Annotated in this window: 13 protein-coding genes; 8 read left to right on the forward strand and 5 right to left on the reverse strand. The window is 68.1% G+C overall.

Annotated features, from left to right (window positions below; genetic code table 11):
• Window positions 1-7: 7 nt before the first annotated feature.
• From CAL29_RS24735 to CAL29_RS24745, 3 genes are all read right to left on the reverse strand, one after another.
• Complete coding sequence (locus CAL29_RS24735; RefSeq protein ID WP_094855581.1) at window positions 8-991, reverse strand: Bug family tripartite tricarboxylate transporter substrate binding protein; 984 nt, start codon at window positions 989-991, stop codon at window positions 8-10.
• A 92-nt stretch (window positions 992-1,083) separates the two neighbouring features.
• Window positions 1,084-2,748 (reverse strand): hydantoinase B/oxoprolinase family protein, encoded by a 1,665-nt coding sequence (locus CAL29_RS24740; protein WP_094855582.1) that lies wholly within the window; start codon window positions 2,746-2,748, stop codon window positions 1,084-1,086.
• A gap of 12 nt (window positions 2,749-2,760) precedes the next feature.
• Window positions 2,761-4,830, reverse strand: a complete 2,070-nt coding sequence (locus CAL29_RS24745; protein WP_094855583.1) for a hydantoinase/oxoprolinase family protein — start codon at window positions 4,828-4,830, stop codon at window positions 2,761-2,763.
• 129 nt (window positions 4,831-4,959) lie between these two features.
• Here CAL29_RS24745 and CAL29_RS24750 point away from each other — a divergent pair, with 129 nt between their 5' ends.
• Window positions 4,960-5,994, forward strand: coding sequence for a LysR family transcriptional regulator (locus CAL29_RS24750; protein WP_094855584.1), 1,035 nt, complete (start codon window positions 4,960-4,962; stop codon window positions 5,992-5,994).
• On the opposite strand, the gene CAL29_RS24755 is transcribed toward CAL29_RS24750, so the two are convergent.
• Complete coding sequence (locus CAL29_RS24755; protein ID WP_094855585.1) at window positions 5,987-6,904, reverse strand: peptidylprolyl isomerase; 918 nt, start codon at window positions 6,902-6,904, stop codon at window positions 5,987-5,989. The genes CAL29_RS24750 and CAL29_RS24755 overlap by 8 nt on opposite strands.
• 246 nt (window positions 6,905-7,150) lie before the next feature.
• Here CAL29_RS24755 and CAL29_RS24760 point away from each other — a divergent pair, with 246 nt between their 5' ends.
• The 6 genes from CAL29_RS24760 (at window position 7,151) to CAL29_RS24785 (ending at window position 13,458) form a co-directional block, all read left to right on the forward strand.
• Complete coding sequence (locus CAL29_RS24760; protein WP_094855586.1) at window positions 7,151-8,209, forward strand: esterase; 1,059 nt, start codon at window positions 7,151-7,153, stop codon at window positions 8,207-8,209.
• A 104-nt stretch (window positions 8,210-8,313) separates the two neighbouring features.
• Window positions 8,314-9,387, forward strand: coding sequence for an Ldh family oxidoreductase (locus CAL29_RS24765; RefSeq protein ID WP_094855587.1), 1,074 nt, complete (start codon window positions 8,314-8,316; stop codon window positions 9,385-9,387).
• Window positions 9,388-9,538: 151 nt separating this feature from the next.
• Window positions 9,539-10,546: a ketopantoate reductase family protein gene (locus CAL29_RS24770; RefSeq protein ID WP_094855588.1), complete on the forward strand. Its 1,008-nt coding sequence runs from the start codon at window positions 9,539-9,541 to the stop codon at window positions 10,544-10,546.
• Between the two features lie 147 nt (window positions 10,547-10,693).
• On the forward strand, window positions 10,694-11,746 hold the full coding sequence (locus tag CAL29_RS24775; protein WP_094855589.1) for a taurine ABC transporter substrate-binding protein: 1,053 nt from the start codon (window positions 10,694-10,696) through the stop codon (window positions 11,744-11,746).
• Window positions 11,747-11,843: 97 nt separating this feature from the next.
• On the forward strand, window positions 11,844-12,596 hold the full coding sequence (locus tag CAL29_RS24780) for an ABC transporter permease (protein WP_256977731.1): 753 nt from the start codon (window positions 11,844-11,846) through the stop codon (window positions 12,594-12,596).
• Between the two features lie 76 nt (window positions 12,597-12,672).
• The gene (locus CAL29_RS24785) at window positions 12,673-13,458 is read left to right on the forward strand and encodes an ABC transporter ATP-binding protein (RefSeq protein WP_094855591.1); all 786 of its coding nucleotides are present in this window, start codon (window positions 12,673-12,675) and stop codon (window positions 13,456-13,458) included.
• 108 nt (window positions 13,459-13,566) lie between these two features.
• Here CAL29_RS24785 and CAL29_RS24790 read toward each other — a convergent pair whose 3' ends face one another.
• Complete coding sequence (locus CAL29_RS24790) at window positions 13,567-14,163, reverse strand: XRE family transcriptional regulator (RefSeq protein ID WP_094855592.1); 597 nt, start codon at window positions 14,161-14,163, stop codon at window positions 13,567-13,569.
• A 277-nt stretch (window positions 14,164-14,440) separates the two neighbouring features.
• On the opposite strand from CAL29_RS24790, the gene CAL29_RS24795 reads away from it, so the two are divergent.
• Complete coding sequence (locus tag CAL29_RS24795) at window positions 14,441-15,538, forward strand: Bug family tripartite tricarboxylate transporter substrate binding protein (protein ID WP_094855593.1); 1,098 nt, start codon at window positions 14,441-14,443, stop codon at window positions 15,536-15,538.
• Window positions 15,539-15,621 lie beyond the last annotated feature (83 nt).

A 15,621-nucleotide genomic window follows, 5' to 3' on the forward strand; every position in this document is an offset into this window, starting at 1 on the left:
GGGCGCTTCAATCGATCATGGGGATGTGGGCCTTGCGGACCACGTCGCCCCAATACTGCTTCTGCGCGATCAGCCAGGTGCGGAACGCCTCGGGACTGGCGCTGACGACCGGCTCCAGGCCAATGGCGCGCAGCTTGTCCCCATAGGCCTGGTCCTTGGAGATTTCCGCCAGGGCCTGGTACAGCTTCGTCACGATGGGCCGCGGCGTCTTGGGCGGCGCGGCGACGCCCAGCCAGGCGATCGCCTCGAAGCCGGGGATGGTCTCCGACATGGTCGGCACGTCGGGGACGGTCGGCGAACGCTGCAGGGTCGTCACCGCCAGCGGGCGCAGCTTGCCGCCCCTGATCTGCCCCAGCGGCGAAGGCAGGGAGTCGATGAAGAAGGTGATCTGGCCTCCCATCACATCGGTCAGCGCGGGCGCGGCGCCCTTGTAGGGCACGTGCAGCAGCTTGGTGCCGGTGGAGAGCGCGAACAGTTCGCTGATCAGGTGCGGACCGCTGCCCGGTCCGAAGGATCCGTAGGAGATCGCGTTCGGCTTGGCGCGGGCCGCGGCGACCAGGTCCGCGACGGTCTTGTAGGGGCTGGTGGCCGACACCACCATCACGTACGGAAACGACACCACCTCGGAAATGGGCGTGAAGCCGTCGATGGGATCGAAGGGGAAATGCTGCTTCAGATTGGGCGAGACCGTGTGCACCGTGGCCGACATCAACAGCAAGGTGTAGCCGTCCGGGTCGGCGCGGGCGACCTCGCTGGATCCGATCTGCCCCGTGGCGCCGGCCTTGTTGTCGACGATGACGGGCTGGCCCAGCTTGGCGGAAAGCTTTTCCGCCAAGGCACGTCCCACCATGTCCACGGTGCCGGCGGCGGTAAAGGGCACGATCAGCTTGATCGGATGATCCGGATACGCCGCGCGCACCTGCGTTGCCGCCGCGACGGCCAGGACGGCCGCGGCGGCGGAGAGAAAACACCTGCCAGACAAGCTCTTCATTTGACTATTCCCCTTGCTGTTCGATGCCGGCGCGTGACGCGCAAGCGCAAACGGGCCCGTTGCCGGGCCCGGACTCGTTCAAGCGCCTGGGTTCATGCCGCGTACCCGTAGCGCTCTCTTGCATGCTCGGGCGTGATCAGCCCGTTCTTCAAATCCTCCGCGATGCGCGCCGGGCTGCGTTCCCTGGGGTCGCCGTAGCCGCCCCCGCCGGGAATGTGGCTGGCGATGCGGTCGCCGGCCCGCAGCGTCACCTGCCTGCCCGCGTCCTCGCTGACCCCGCGTATCGACAGGAAGGCGCGCGGCGCGCTGCCGCCGCCCAGCACGCCCTCCGGCGGATAGATGAAGCGCCCGCCGCGAAAGCTCGCCAGCACGTCGCCCACCGGTCCGAGATCGCCGTCGAGCAGGCGCAGCACGTATTTCTGGCCGAAGCCGCCGCGGAATTTCCCCGGCCCGGCGGAATCCACCCAAAGCGCGCGCTCCTCGACGATCATGGGCACTTCGCTCTCGATGACTTCCACCGGCGTGTTGCCGACGTTGTAGGGGAAGGCCAGGCAGGAAACCCCATCCTTGTCCGCGCGCGCGCCCAGGCCGCCGCTGGAGACGTTGAAGGGCGCGAAGTTCTCCCCGTCGCGGCGCTTGCCGAACATGTACTGGCCCCACATCGGCGTCGCCCCCGCGCTGGCGCAGATCCGGTCCGAGGCGCCGGGCGCGACGGCCAGGTACACCAGGTCGGGCAGGAAGGTGCCGATCGCGGTGCGGCCGAACACCGGCGCGGGAAACTTGCAATTGAGCACGCTGCCCTCTTCCGCGACGACGGTAATCGGCCGCAGGCTGCCCTCGTTGATGGACACCGGCAGGTTCAGCATGCACAGCACGCCGAAGTAGGTATAGGCGGAGGTGTAGGCCAGCGTGCAGTTGATGGCGGGCTTGACCTGCGGCGACGATCCGGAGAAATCCACGACGATGCGGCCGTCGCCGATCGTGACCGCGGTCTTGATGGTTACCGTGTCGCCGCCCACGATATCGAGCTTCGCCTCGTGCCGGTAGACGCCCGGCTTGAGCCGGTTGATCTCCTCGCGCGTCACGATTTCGCTGCGCGCCACGATCTCGTCGGACAGGCCCTGCAGATCGGGCCAGTCCATTTCGGCGCAGATGTCGCCCAGGCGCTCGCCGCCGACGTGGCAGGCCGACACCTGGGCCTGCAGGTCGCCCAGCACGGTTTCGTGCGAGCGCACGTTGGACGCGATGAAGGCTTGCACGTCCTCGTTCAGGACGCCCGCGCGGTAGTACTTGAGCATGGGGATGCGCAGGCCTTCCTCGTAGTTGTCGCGGCTTTCCGTCGTGGCGCGGCGGCCGCCGATATCGACGTGATGGCAGCAGGTCACCACATAGGCGATGTGCGTTCCCTGGAAGAACACCGGCACCATGATGGTGATGTCGTTGTGGTGGCCGCTGCCGGCCCAGGGATCGTTGCCGATGAACACGTCGTTTTCCTGGAAGCTGCCCTTGGGGTAGCGCGCCAGGATGTGGCGCAGCATCGTGCCCAGCGGCCCGCACAGCCCCGGCGTGCTGGCCGGCGTCTGCGCCAGCAGGCGCGCCTCGGCGTCGAAGACGGCGCAGCCGAAGTCGCCGATGTCCCTGACCACCGTTGAAAACGAGGTGCGGCGCAAGGTGGAGCCCAGTTCGCCGACGATGGATATCAACCGGCGCCAGAGCATTTCGAGCGTGACGGGGTCGATCTGGTGTTGCGACGTCATGGTCCGTTCCTCTTACTGTGAAAGTTCGACGATCAGGCTGCCGTGGGTATCGACCCGGATCCGCGCGCCGCTGGGCACGACGGTGGTCGATTCGTTTTCCTCGACGATGGCGGGCCCGGAGAAAGGCAGGTCCGGCGCGACGTCGGCGCGCCGGTGCACCGCGAATTCCATCCATTTGCGCGTGCGCGTGCAGAACGCCCGGCGGGTGCCGATCTTGCCGTCGCCCTTGGCCCGGCCGGCGTCCGACGCGGCCGAGGCCACGTGGCGGGCGGCGCTGGCGGTCACGCGGAAGTTCATGACCTCCAGCGGCAGGTCCGTGAATATCCGGCCGTACAGGCGCCGGTAGGTGCTTTCGAAGGACGCCCGCATCGCGGCGAGCTGCGCCGCATGGTCGCCGTCCCGGGAAAAGGCGGCCGTCACGTCGTAGCCCTGGCCCAGGTAGCGCATGTCCACGCTGTATTCGTAGGCGACCTGCGCCGGATCGACGGTGCCCGGCAGGCGCGCCCGGCACTCCTCGAACATCTCGGCGAACACCGCGTCCAGTTTTTCCGCGGACAGGTCCTTGAAGAGCGTGCGCCGCGAGCGCACGGCGGCGTACATCACGGGGGCGACGATCATGCCGAACGCCGCCGCCACGCCCGCGCGCGGCGGGATCAGCACGGTCCGCACGCCGAGGCGGGCAGCGAGATCGCAGGCATGCACCGGCCCCGCGCCGCCGAAGGCGACCAGGGCGCAGGACTTGGGGTTCTCGCCCTTTTCGCTGACGTAGGCCTTCGCCGCGGACGCCATGTTTTCGTTGACGATCGCATGCACGCCGAAGGCGGCTTCCTCGACCGAAATGCCCAGCGGCTCGGCCAGCGCGGCATGGATGGCCCGTTCGGCGGCGGCCTGGTCCAGGGCCATGCGGCCACCCAGGAAATGGCTTGGATCCAGGTAGCCCAGCACCAGGTCGGCGTCGGACACCGTCGGATCCATCCCGCCCTGGCCGTAGCAGGCGGGCCCCGGCACCGCCGACGCGCTCTGCGGACCGACTTGCAATGTTCCCACCGGCGTGCGCCGCGCGATGCTGCCCCCGCCCGCGCCGATCTCGATCAGGTCCACCACCGAGATGCGCACGGGGATGCCGCTGCCCGGCTTGAAGCGGTGCACGTGCGCCACTTCGAAATCGTTGGTCAGCGTCGCCTGGCCCTGCTCGACCAGGGCCAGCTTGGCCGTGGTGCCGCCCATGTCGAACGCCAGGACCTTGTCCAGGTTGGCCAGGCGCGCGAAATGCGCCGCGCCCAGGGTGCCGGCGGCGGGCCCCGATTCGATGATCTGCACCGGAAACTCGCGGGCGAAGTCGACCGAGTTGATGCCGCCGCTGGACATCATCATCAGCATTTCGCCCTTGAAGCCCCGGTCGCGCAGCCTGTCCTGCAACCGGGAGAGGTAGCGCGACGCCACCGGCTTGGCGTAGGCGTTGACCGCCGTGGTGGTCGTGCGCTCGTATTCCTTCATCTCGGGCAGCACGTCGCTGGACAGGCTGACGGGGCAGCCCGGCATCATCGCCTGCGCGATTTCGCGGATGCGCCGTTCGTGCGCCGGATTGCGGTAGGCGTGCAGCAGGCAGACCGCCAGCGATTCGCAGCCCTCGTCCTTCAGCGCCTGGACGGCCCGGCGCACGCTGTCCTCGTCCAACGGCGTAATGACGGCGCCCGAGGCATGCAGGCGCTCGTCCACCTCCATGCGCAGATAGCGCGGCACCAGCGGCACGGGAAACTCGATCTGCAGGTCGTAGGCATCGAAGCGCTTCTCGCGGCCGATCTCCAGCACGTCGCGGAAACCCCGGGTCGTGATCAGGCCGGTCCTGGCGCCCTTGCGTTCGATCACCGCGTTGATCACCAGCGTTGTGCCGTGCACCATCACGTCCAGCGCCGCGGCGCCCGCGCGGCCGGCCGTCAGCGCGTCGACGCCCTCCTCGATGGCGCGCGACGGATCGTCGGGGGTGGTCAACGTCTTGTAGACTCGCACATTGCCGTCCGCCTCGTTCACCTCGACGAAATCGGTGAACGTGCCTCCTATGTCGCTACCTATGGTGATCACGCTGCGCTCTCCGTGGATGTTGCGTGAGGAGAAGCTTAGGGAGGGTACGGGTTACAAGGAATGCTCAGGTGGATAAAATCGGCTTTAACTTTTAGTTAATACGCCGGACTTGCCTAGAGAAAACCCTAAGTGGATAAACTGCGCGCCCTGCAGTACTTCATCGCCGCGGCCCATGAACGCAGTTTCACCGCGGCCGCCCGGGAACTGGACGTCAGCGTGCCCGCGGTGGCGCGGCTGATCGGTGCCCTGGAGAAAAGTCTGGGGGTCGCGCTGTTCGACCGCACCGTGCACGGGCTGACGCTCACGGCGGATGGGGTCAACTACCTGGATGCCTGCCACCCGCTGCTGGAACAGCTCGCGTCGGCCGACGAAGCCGTGCGCGGCGGGGTGCAGCGGCCGCGCGGCACGCTGGTGCTGGGTACCTCGCCCATCCTGTCGCAGCATTCCATCCTGCCCGCCCTCCCCGACTTCCATGCGCAATACCCCGACATCCACATCGACGTGCGCAACGTCGACCGGGTCACGGCGCCGGAAGCCAGCACGGCGGAAGTCCTGGTCCTCTATGGCTGGCCCAAGCAGGCGGGCATGGTCCACCGGCACCTGGCCGACACGCGCCTGCTGGTCTGCGCCGCGCCCGGCTACTGGAAGCAGCATGGCGTGCCCGAATCGCCGCGCGACCTGCAGAATCATCCCTGCCTGCTGTTCCGGGACCACGAAGGGACGGTCATCGATTACTGGGAACACGAGCGCGACGGGCAGACCGAAGCGGTGGCGGTCAACGGCTGGCTGGTCAGCAGCCACCGCGATGTGATCCTGGATGCCGTGATCGCCGGGCAAGGCGTGGCCCGCTTCACCGACCTGTCGATCCGGGAGCCCTTGCGGCGGGGCCTGTTGGAACCCGTCCTGATGGACTGGCAGACCCGCCAGGCGCCCCCGATCAATCTCCTCTACCGCCACAGCCAGCGGCGCCTGCCGCGCGTGCGCCTGTTCATCGACTTCCTGACGGAGCTGTTCCAGAAGCTGGAGAACGAGCGGACGCCCGACCTGGCGTCGAACGTCGCGGCGGAGCAGCCGCATTGGTATCGCCGCCGCCACAGCCGGGCCTCGGCGACGCCGAAGTCCGGCAAACGGGAAGCGGGGACGGGAAACGCCAGGCCTACCTGACGGCGCTGTTCACCGCCGCGTTCAAGGCCGGGCCGTCGACCGTTACGGTCTGCTTGTCGAGCAGGCCCCGCAGGTAGGCGGCCGCGGCTTCCTGCTGGCGCTTCTGCCGCATGGCGTTGCGCAGGCTGTCGCGCACTTCGGCCAAGGTCGGCGTCGACTGCGGCGTCATGGCGACCAGCTTCAGGATATGGAAGCCCTGCGCCGACTGCACCGGCGCCGAGACCTCGCCCTGCTTCAGCTTGGCGACGACGGGACGCATTTCAGGCAGCAACTGGCCCAGCGGGATCAGGCCGGTGTCGCCGCCGTTCGCGGCGGACGGGTCTTTCGAGTATTTGGACATGAGGCCGGCGAAGTCGGCCTTCGGCGCCTGCGCCTGCTTGGCGACGTCGGCGGCCTGCTTGCGCGCCTGCGTCACGGCATTGGCATTGTTCGCCGGGCCGGGAATGAAGATCTGCGCCACGCGATACAAGGCGGGCTTCACCATCTGGCTCTTGGTCTGGTCGTAGACGGCCTGCAGCTCCTTGTCCGACGGATAGTCGGCGGGCACGGCGGTGACGGAGGCCAGGTAGTTGCGGAACACGATTTCCCGGGTGGCGGCCTCGATCTGCGCCTTGACCTCGGGACGCTGGTCCCACTTCTTGCCCATGGCTTCCTGCAACAGCGCCTTGTCCGCCAACTGCGAGCGCACCAGGCGCTCGGCGGCGCCCGGGTTGGCCTTGATTTCCGCGCGCGTCTGCGGCGGCAGCGTCTTGAGCATGCTCTCGACTTCGCCGCGCTGCACTTCCAGCGAACCGGCCTTGGCGACCACGCCGCCATTCGCGGCGCCGGCGTCGGCGGCAAAGGATTGCGCCGTCATGGCGAAACAGACCGCGCCCGCGGCCGCCATCCATCGGATCTCGATATTTTTCATATGTTCAGCAAATAGTCCGGTACGTGAATACGGAAAGCCTCGACCACCGGCGCCAATTATTCCATGCCTTCGGCCGGGGACATCGCGTCCGTCGCCGCGCCACGAAGGCAGAACGGTTACACGCGGCGGTTACACGCGCGATGGCCGATGATCTATCATCGACCGGGTCCTCGCAGGCGCGTCCCCTTCCCCCAGGGGACGCCCGTCCCGCGGCGGCGCCATCAACAAGAACATCGAGGAGACATCATGCCGATACGCCGTATCCTGGCCGCCCTTTGCGCGGCCGCCGCCAGCGTCCTGTTCCACGCCGCCGACGCCGCGCCACCCAAAATGCCGAAAACGCCGACGGGCCCCCTGACCCTGTCCTCGCAAGGCAGCTTCTTCATCGGCGGGCGCGACGTCACGTCCGACACGCTGTCGCTGTCGCCGAAATACGATGCGCACGGCACGGTCACCGTGGACCAGATGTACGTGCGCTACCAGATCCCGGAGCGCGCGAAGCGCTATCCCATCACGCTGATCCACGGCTGCTGCCTGACCGGCATGACGTGGGAAACCACGCCCGACGGCCGCATGGGCTGGGACGAGTACTTCCTGCGCAAGGGCTATGCGACCTATGTCATCGACCAGTCCGGCCGAGGCCGCTCCGCCACCGACATTTCCGCCATCAACGCGGTGAAGCTGGGCAAGGCGCCGCCCAGTTCGCTGCCGGATCTCTTCGCCGCGGGGCACGAAGCGGCCTGGGCGATATTCCGTTTCGGCCCGCGCTACCCGGAAGCCTTCAAGGACACGCAGTTTCCCGTGCAGGCCCAGGCCGAGCTGTGGCAGCAGATGGTCCCCGACTGGCTGGGCGCCCTGCCGACGCCCAACCCCACGGTGGCGAACCTGTCCAAGCTGGCCATCAAGCTGGACGGCACGGTGCTGCTGAGCCACTCGCAGTCCGGCATCTATCCCTTCCAGACCGCCGCGATGAACAGCAAGGGCATCGCCGCCATCGTGTCGGTGGAGCCGGGCGAATGCCCCAAGCCCGAAGACGTCAAGGCCTTGACCGGCATTCCCATCCTGGTCGTCTTCGGCGACCACGTCGAGGAATTCCCGCGCTGGGCGCCGCGCCTGAAGGCCTGCCACGCCTTCATCGACGCCCTGAACGCGGCGGGCGGCAAGGGACAGTTGATGAGCCTGCCGGCCCTGGGCATCCACGGCAATTCCCATATGATGATGCAGGACAAGAACAACCTGCAGGTGGCGGACCTGATCCTGGATTGGATCGGACGCAACGCCCGTTCGCCGAAGCGCGGCCGCTGATCGGCCTGGGGCGCCCCGGGCCGCGCCGCGCTGCCCGGGGCCCCCCTGGGTCCCTGCCGCCTGGCCGGCAACACGAAAGAATCACCGCATCGAAGGAACACCGCATGACGACGTCCCACCCTCCCCGCTACGCAGCCGGCGCGCTGACCGCCCATGCGCGCGCCCTGCTGGAAAAAGCCGGCATGCCGGCGGACAAGGCCGCCGCCGTGGCCGAAATCCTGGTGGAAGCCGACCTGATGGGCAGCCCCACGCATGGCCTGAACCTGCTCGACCCATATCTGGAACACGTGCAAAAAGGCCATATGCGGGTGCAAGGCGACCCGGAGGTGGTCTCCAAGCGGCCGGCCGTCGAAATCTGGGACGGCAAGCGCCTGCCCGGACCCTGGCTGGTCCTGCGCGCCCTGGACAGCGCCATCGAACGCGCCGCGGCCTATGGCACCGGCACGGTGGTGATCAAGAACAGCCACCACATCGGCAGCCTGGCGACCTATCTGCGACGCGCGACGGCGCGCGGCGTGGTGCTGCACCTGGTGTCGTCGGCGCCCAGCGCCACCAGCGTCGCGCCCTTCGGCGGCCGCAAGCCGGTCTTCTCCCCCAACCCCATCGCCATCGGCCTGCCCGCGGCGACCGATCCCATCCTGGTCGATATCTCGGCGTCCATCACCACCAACAACATGGTGAAGAAGCTGGCGCGCGAGGGCAGGAAGCTGCCCGGCAAGTTCCTGCTGGACGCGGACGGCAACCCCAGCGACGATCCCGCCGTCATCGGCGGCCCCCGGCCCGGCAGCCTGCTGCCCTTGGGCGGACTGGACGCCGGCCACAAGGGCTACGGGCTGGCGCTGCTGGCGGAAGGCCTGACGGCCGGCCTGTCCGACCAGGGCCGCGCGCAGGACAACGGCCCGATGGCCAATACCGTCTATCTCCAGGTCATCGACCCGGAGGCGTTCGGCGGCCTGCGGGCTTTCGAGCAACAGATGGAGCACATCGCCCAGGCCTGCCGCGACAATCCGCCGCGCCCCGGCGTCGAAGCCGTGCGCGTGCCCGGCCAGAAAGGCGTGGCCACGGCCCGCCGGCAGGCGGAGGAAGGCATCGCGCTGGCGCCGGGCATCGTCGCGTCGCTGGCCAAGTGGTCCGGGCAACTGGACGTGCCGATGCCGCAACCGGTGGACGGCGAATAAGCGCCGAATAAGCGGCGAATGGGCGCCGAATGAGCCGGGGCGTGGACAAACCGCGCGCCAGGGTCGATGATGCGCTGCGGTTCGCCGCGCCGCGAGCGGCGCCGCCTGCCCTGCCTCCCTTGTCCCTTTCTGGCCTGATGTACGACAGCTTATGAAGAAAATCTGTATCTACGGCGCCGGCGCGGTCGGCGGCCATATGGCGGCCCGCCTGGCGCGGGCCGGCCTGGACGTTTCCGTGGTGGCGCGCGGCCCGCATCTGGCGGCCATCCGCGCCCAGGGCCTGCGCCTGATCGCGCCGGACGCGGACTTCACCGTCCCGGTGGCGGCCAGCGACGACCCCGCCGAGCTCGGTCCGCAGGACCTGGTCATCTCCACCCTGAAAGCGCAATCGCTGGGACCGGCCGCGGCCGGCCTGGCCACGCTGCTGAAGCCGGACACCCCGGTGGTGTTCGCGCTCAACGGCATCCCCTGGTGGTATTTCCACGGCCTGCCCGCCGATGGCAACGGTGGGGCCGCGGCGGCGCGCCTGCCCCGTCTCGATCCCGAAGGGCAGTTGTGGCGCCACGTCAGCGCGGAACGCGCGCTGGGCTGCGTCATCCGGTCGCCCAACGAACTGGCCGCGCCGGGCGTGGTGCGCAGCACCAGCACCGTCAATACCTTCGTCATCGGCGAACCCGACAACAGCGCATCGCCGCGCCTGGCGGCGGTGGTGTCGGCCTTGCAGCGCGGCCTGCCCGGCGCCGGCGCCAGCCAGCAGATCCGCCGCGACATCTGGGCCAAGCTGGTCCTGAACGTGCCCAGCTCCCTGACCTGCGCGCTGACCGTGTCGACCGCGCCGGAAATCTTCGCCCAGGACGACATGCGCGAACTCTGGCGCCAGTTGGGCACGGAGGCCAACGCGGTGGCGGCCGCCCATGGCATCGACGCGGGCTTCGACCTGGACGCGCAGATCCGTTCCAGCGGCGCCCACCGTCATCCGCCGTCCATGTTGCAGGACCTGCTGGCCGGCCGCGCCATGGAAATCGACGCCCAGTTGCGGGCGGTGCAGGATCTCGGACGCATGGCGGGCGTCCCCACGCCGGTGCTGGACGTGACGGTGACGCTGCTGGCGCACCGCGCCCGCTCGGAGTTCGCCGCCTCGCTGCGCCAGAAGGCGTAGCGGCGAGGCGCCGCCCACGCCGGACCGGGACGCCCCGGTCCGGCGCAAGCGGCCTGGCGCCATGTGATTTCCATATCACTATCAAATCGTTTTCGATCGCCAAGGCCATCCCTAAGATGAGCGCCCGTCCTAGTCACCGGTGTTCTCATGAAAGCCTTGTTCCGCACCCTGCTACTTGCCGGCGTCGCCGCCATCGCCACGCCAGCCCACTCAGCCGAACCGCTGCCCAAGGAAGTCCGCATCGCCTATAGCGGCGGCGCGCAGTTGATCGTCAACGCCAAGGTCGATGGCTCGCTGGAAAAAGCCCTGGGCGTGCCGGTCAAATGGGTGCAATTCGGAACGGGCGCGGACGTGCTCAACCTGTTCGCGAGCAACAGCATCGACATCGCCAACTTCGGCTCCAGCCCGACGATCTCGGCGATCGTGCGCAAGCTGCCGATCGAACTGGTGGGCATTTCGGCCGACATCGCCACCTACGAACGGCTGGTGGCGCGGCAAAGCAAGAACATCGATACGCTGAACGACCTGGCCGGCCACACCGTGGGCTACCCGGCCAACTCGACCGCCCAATATGCGCTGGACACCGCGATCGCGCTGAATCATATCGATCGCTCGAAGATCCGCTTCGTTCCGCTCAAGCCCGACGAACTGGTGGCCGCCTGGCGGCGCGGCGACGTGGATGCCGGCTACGTATGGGCGCCGTTCAACTCGACGCTGGAACAAAATGGCGGCCACGCCATCTTCTACACCCGGGATCTGAAGAAGGACGGCTACCTGATCTTCAACGGCCTGTCGGTCTCGCGCGCCTTCGGGCGGCAGCATCCGGAACTGGTCGCCAAGCTGCTGGTGGTGCTGGAGCAGGAAGTCCGGAACTATCGCAAGGACCCCACGGGCGTCGCCGAGGCCATCGCCAAGGAATTGGGATCGACGCCGCAGGCGGTGCGTGAATCCATCGACGGCAACAACTATCCGACCATCGCCGAGCAATTGCAACCCGCCTGGTTCGGCGACGGCAGCCATCCCGACCAGACCGTGCTGGCCGGCGCCGCACGCAAGACGGCGGAATTCCTCGGCAGCATCGACCAGATCCGCAAGCAGGACATCCCCGCCTCGTTTTCAGACGCCATCAACCCGGCCTATCTGAAGCTGGCGCTGCGGCTGCAACAGGCCGCGGACGCCCCCGCCGGCGCCGCGCGCTGAAACGGACGGGCGCCCGCATGCGCAGAGGACTACGCGGCAGCGACGCCGGAATGGAATCCGCGCCACGATGATGCGGCGGAATCGACGCGCTTACCGCTTGTCGGTCAGCACCGCCGCCGTCGTGGCGGTGCTGGCGCTATGGCAACTCGCCGGCAGCCGAGGCTGGGTAGACACCTTGTTCCTGCCGCCGCCTTCCGAACTGCTGTCCACCTGGGCCGACCTCTGGCGCAACGGCTATGGGCAGATTCCCCTTTGGCGGCACATCGGCATCAGCCTGGCTCGCGCGCTGTCGGCCTTCGCCCTATCGGTCGCCATCGGCGTGCCGCTGGGCCTGTCGATGGGACTGAACGCCACGCTGGCAGCCGTCCTCGATCCTTTTGTGCAATTCCTGCGGCCGCTGCCCAAGATCGCCCTGATTCCCCTGGCCATCGTGTGGCTGGGTATAGACGAGGGATCGAAGTTCTTCCTCATCTTCATTTCGACTTTTCTCAATATCCTGGTGGGCGCGGCCGCCGCCGTCCAAGGCGTCGCGCAGGGCTACGTCCGCGTTGCGCGAACGCTGGGCCTGACGCGGCGGCAGGTGTTCTGGCGCGTGGTGTTCCCGCATTGCGCCGCCGACCTCTTCACCACGATCCGCCTGTCCATCGGCATAGGCTGGACCTCGCTGGTGGCGGCGGAGCTGGTGGCCTCGACCTCGGGCGTGGGTTGGATGATCGTCAACGCGGGATCCTACCTGCGCACCGACGTGGTGCTGATCGGCATCCTCATCCTGGGCGTGACCGGTTATCTGCTGGACCTGTTCCTGGTCGGCCTGCAGCGCTGGTACGTTCCCTGGGCGGGCAAACAGTGAGGCCGATGCACGCCGCTCCCCTACCCGTCAACGCAGTAAAGCGGCCCACATCGGCCGCCAGCGCCGGATGAATGCCATGTCCCATCTGATCCTGGAGAACGTCGGTTTCTCCTTCGCGTCGCCGCGCTCGCCGTCAGGTCCGCCGGTGCTGGAAGGATTCGACCTGGCCGTGGCGCCCGGCGAGTTGGTGGTATTGCTGGGACCTTCCGGCTGCGGCAAATCGACCATCCTCAACCTGATCGCCGGCTTCGAACATCCGGATCGCGGGCGCATCCTGGCGCATGGCGAACCCGTCACGGGCCCCTCGCCCAACCGCGGCATGGTGTTCCAGCAGGCACTGCTCTATCCCTGGCTGACGGTATTGGAGAACGTCACCTTCGGTCCGCGCATGCAAGGGATCCCGGCAGCCGTCCACCGCCCTCAGGCTGAAATCCTGTTGCGGCAAATGGGACTACAGAACTACCACGACGCGCGTCCCTGGGAACTGTCCGGCGGCATGCGCCAGCGGGTGGCGCTGGCGCGTGCGTGGATCATGCGGCCGGACATCCTCTTGATGGACGAACCCTTCGGCGCGCTGGACGCGCAGACCCGCAGCCTGATGCAGGAACTGCTGCTGGAGACCTGGGCGCGCGAGCGGACCACCATCCTCTTCGTCACGCATGACGTCGAGGAAGCCCTGCTGCTGGGGACGCGCATCCTGGTCATGTCAGCGCGCCCCGGCCGCATCCGCGAGGAGATCCGCGTGCCGTTCGCCATGCCGCGCGACGTCGAGACGCTGGCCACGGATCCCGCCTATGGCCTGATCAAGCGCCACACGCTGCACCTGGTGCGCGAGGAGGCGCGCAAGCACCTGGCATCGTAGAAGGCCGCGCGGGCCGTCACCGGGCGCGCGCCGCCGCGGATTGCGGGCACGCCAGCCCCCGGCGTGGCGACATGGCCCCAGGGTCGCGGGGCGTGCGCGACACGACTCCTAGTCTTCCTGCGCGATCACCAGGAGCACCGATGCCGGCGTCTTGCCCACGGACGTGATCTTGTGCGGGATGCTGGAATTGAAGTGCGCGCTGTCGCCCGCGTGCAGGGTTTCGGTGCGGCGGGCCAGCCGCAGGTCGATCGAGCCCTTGAGGACGTAGAGCAATTCCTCGCCCTCGTGATGGCTCATGGGATGGTTGTGCACGGGCTCGTCGCTGGGCGTCACCACGAACGCGACCATGCGATGGTTGGGCTGCGCGCCGGACACGACGCGCGGCGGCCGCGGCTCGTCGCGCGCGGCGGGGGGGCTTTTTTTGCCGCCGGGCTGTCCCAGAGCAGCAAGCGGCGCAGCCGCGCGGCGTGGGGACGCTTTTTCAGCACGGGTGATCACCACGGGGTCGTCGTCGGGCGAATCGGCGAACAGCTCCTCCACCGTGACGCCCAGCGCCTTGGCGATCTTCAGGCCGGCGCCGATCGAGGGCGTGGAGACGCCCCGCTCCAGCTTGGACACGTAGCTGCGCGTGAGGCCGGCGGCCTGCGCCAGCGCCTCCAGCGTCAACCCGGCCTGCACGCGCAACAACTTCAATTTGACGGACATGCCTTTCCTTTTGCTTCCTTGCGCTTCCCTCGGAAGCATCGCCCCGGGGCGCGCCGCCCTAAGGGATATTCCCAGGAAGGATCCTTTCATCAATACCTTTCCATTAGGACACAAGTGTCCTAAACTACATTCGTGTCCTACAGCGAATATGTTCCCACGAGGACACCCGCCGCCATCTTGATCCCGGACAACACCCGATGACAGGGCGGGAGACGGCGCGGCGCACACAACAAAGGCGGCCTCGCCTGGCCGCCCTGAACACGAAAAGGGGTATCTTATGTCGTTCCGCTCTCGTCTACGGGTCTTTTTATCGCCGGGCCGCCTCAAGGGAAGCCATGCCCTGGGGGGAAGCAGCGCCCTGGGACAACAGGCCGCGCCAACCGCCCGGCGCACGCGTCTTTCCCCGTTTTCCGCCTGCCTGGGCCTCGCCCTTGCCGCGGCGACGTCATTAACGGCGTCCGCGCCCGCGCGCGCCGACGCCTACCCGGACAAGCCCATCCGCCTGATCGTGCCCTTCGGCGCGGGCGGCATCACCGACGTCGCGGGACGGCTGGTCGCCCAATACCTGGGCGACGAACTCAAGCAGCAGATCGTCATCGAGAACCGCCCCGGCGCCGGCGGCTCCATCGCGGCCCAGGTGCTGGCGCAGTCCAAGCCGGACGGCTATACGCTGCTGCTGGGCACGGTCGGCACCCAGGTGGTCAACAAGATGCTCTACCGCAAGCTGAGCTACGACCCCGCCGCGCTGACGCCCGTCTCGCTGGTGAGCAACTCGCCCTTCGTCCTGGCCATCCAGGGCATCGACGGCGTGCATGACCTGAAATCGCTGGCGGCCTACGCCAAGGCGCATCCCAACCAGCTCAACTTCGGCTCGGCCGGCAACGGCAGTTCCCCGCATCTCGGCCTGGAGCTGTTCAAGCTGATCACCGGCACCCAGATCACGCACATCCCCTTCAAGAGCGGCGTCGAAGCCGTCAACGCCGCCGTCGGCGGCCAGGTGCAGATGGTCATCGACGCGCTGCCCGTCATCCAGCCGCAGGACAAGGCCGGCCGCCTGACCATGCTGGCGCTGGCGGCGCCCAAGCGCAACGCCATCGCTCCCGACCTGCGCACCAGCGCCGAGGAAGGCATGCCGGACTTCCAGGTCGGCTCCTGGAACGCGCTGGTCGCCCCGCCCGGCATGCCCCAGGCCCAGGTCGAGATCCTCAACCAGGCCCTGGCGCGCGCCATGGCGCAGCCCAAGCTGGTCGCCCGCCTGGCGGAAATGGGTATCGATCCCCTGCCCACCGGCGTGGCCGCCTATCAAGCCCACGTGAAAGCCGAGACGGACAAGTGGTACAAGGTTATCCAGGCCGCCGGAACCCGGCTCGACTAGAGCGACGAAACCGCCAGGGCCTGTCAGCGCGCAATGGCGCCGGCGCCGCGCGCCGGCATGCGGACAGGCCCGCAAACTCCAAC

Origin of the sequence: Bordetella genomosp. 10, from assembly GCF_002261225.1 — a bacterium.
In the GTDB taxonomy this organism is placed as follows: Bacteria; Pseudomonadota; Gammaproteobacteria; order Burkholderiales; family Burkholderiaceae_B; genus Bordetella_C.

Excerpts from the sequence above, each read along its gene's own strand:
- CAL29_RS24735 (WP_094855581.1), bottom strand. The coding sequence starts at position 991 with ATGAAGAGCTTGTCTGGCAGGTGTTTTCTCTCCGCCGCCGCGGCCGTC.
- CAL29_RS24740 (WP_094855582.1), bottom strand. The coding sequence starts at position 2,748 with ATGACGTCGCAACACCAGATCGACCCCGTCACGCTCGAAATGCTCTGG.
- CAL29_RS24770 (WP_094855588.1), top strand. The coding sequence starts at position 9,539 with ATGAAGAAAATCTGTATCTACGGCGCCGGCGCGGTCGGCGGCCATATG.
- CAL29_RS24760 (WP_094855586.1), top strand. The coding sequence starts at position 7,151 with ATGCCGATACGCCGTATCCTGGCCGCCCTTTGCGCGGCCGCCGCCAGC.
- CAL29_RS24790 (WP_094855592.1), bottom strand. The coding sequence starts at position 14,163 with ATGTCCGTCAAATTGAAGTTGTTGCGCGTGCAGGCCGGGTTGACGCTG.
- CAL29_RS24775 (WP_094855589.1), top strand. The coding sequence starts at position 10,694 with ATGAAAGCCTTGTTCCGCACCCTGCTACTTGCCGGCGTCGCCGCCATC.
- CAL29_RS24755 (WP_094855585.1), bottom strand. The coding sequence starts at position 6,904 with ATGAAAAATATCGAGATCCGATGGATGGCGGCCGCGGGCGCGGTCTGT.
- CAL29_RS24795 (WP_094855593.1), top strand. The coding sequence starts at position 14,441 with ATGTCGTTCCGCTCTCGTCTACGGGTCTTTTTATCGCCGGGCCGCCTC.
- CAL29_RS24785 (WP_094855591.1), top strand. The coding sequence starts at position 12,673 with ATGTCCCATCTGATCCTGGAGAACGTCGGTTTCTCCTTCGCGTCGCCG.
- CAL29_RS24765 (WP_094855587.1), top strand. The coding sequence starts at position 8,314 with ATGACGACGTCCCACCCTCCCCGCTACGCAGCCGGCGCGCTGACCGCC.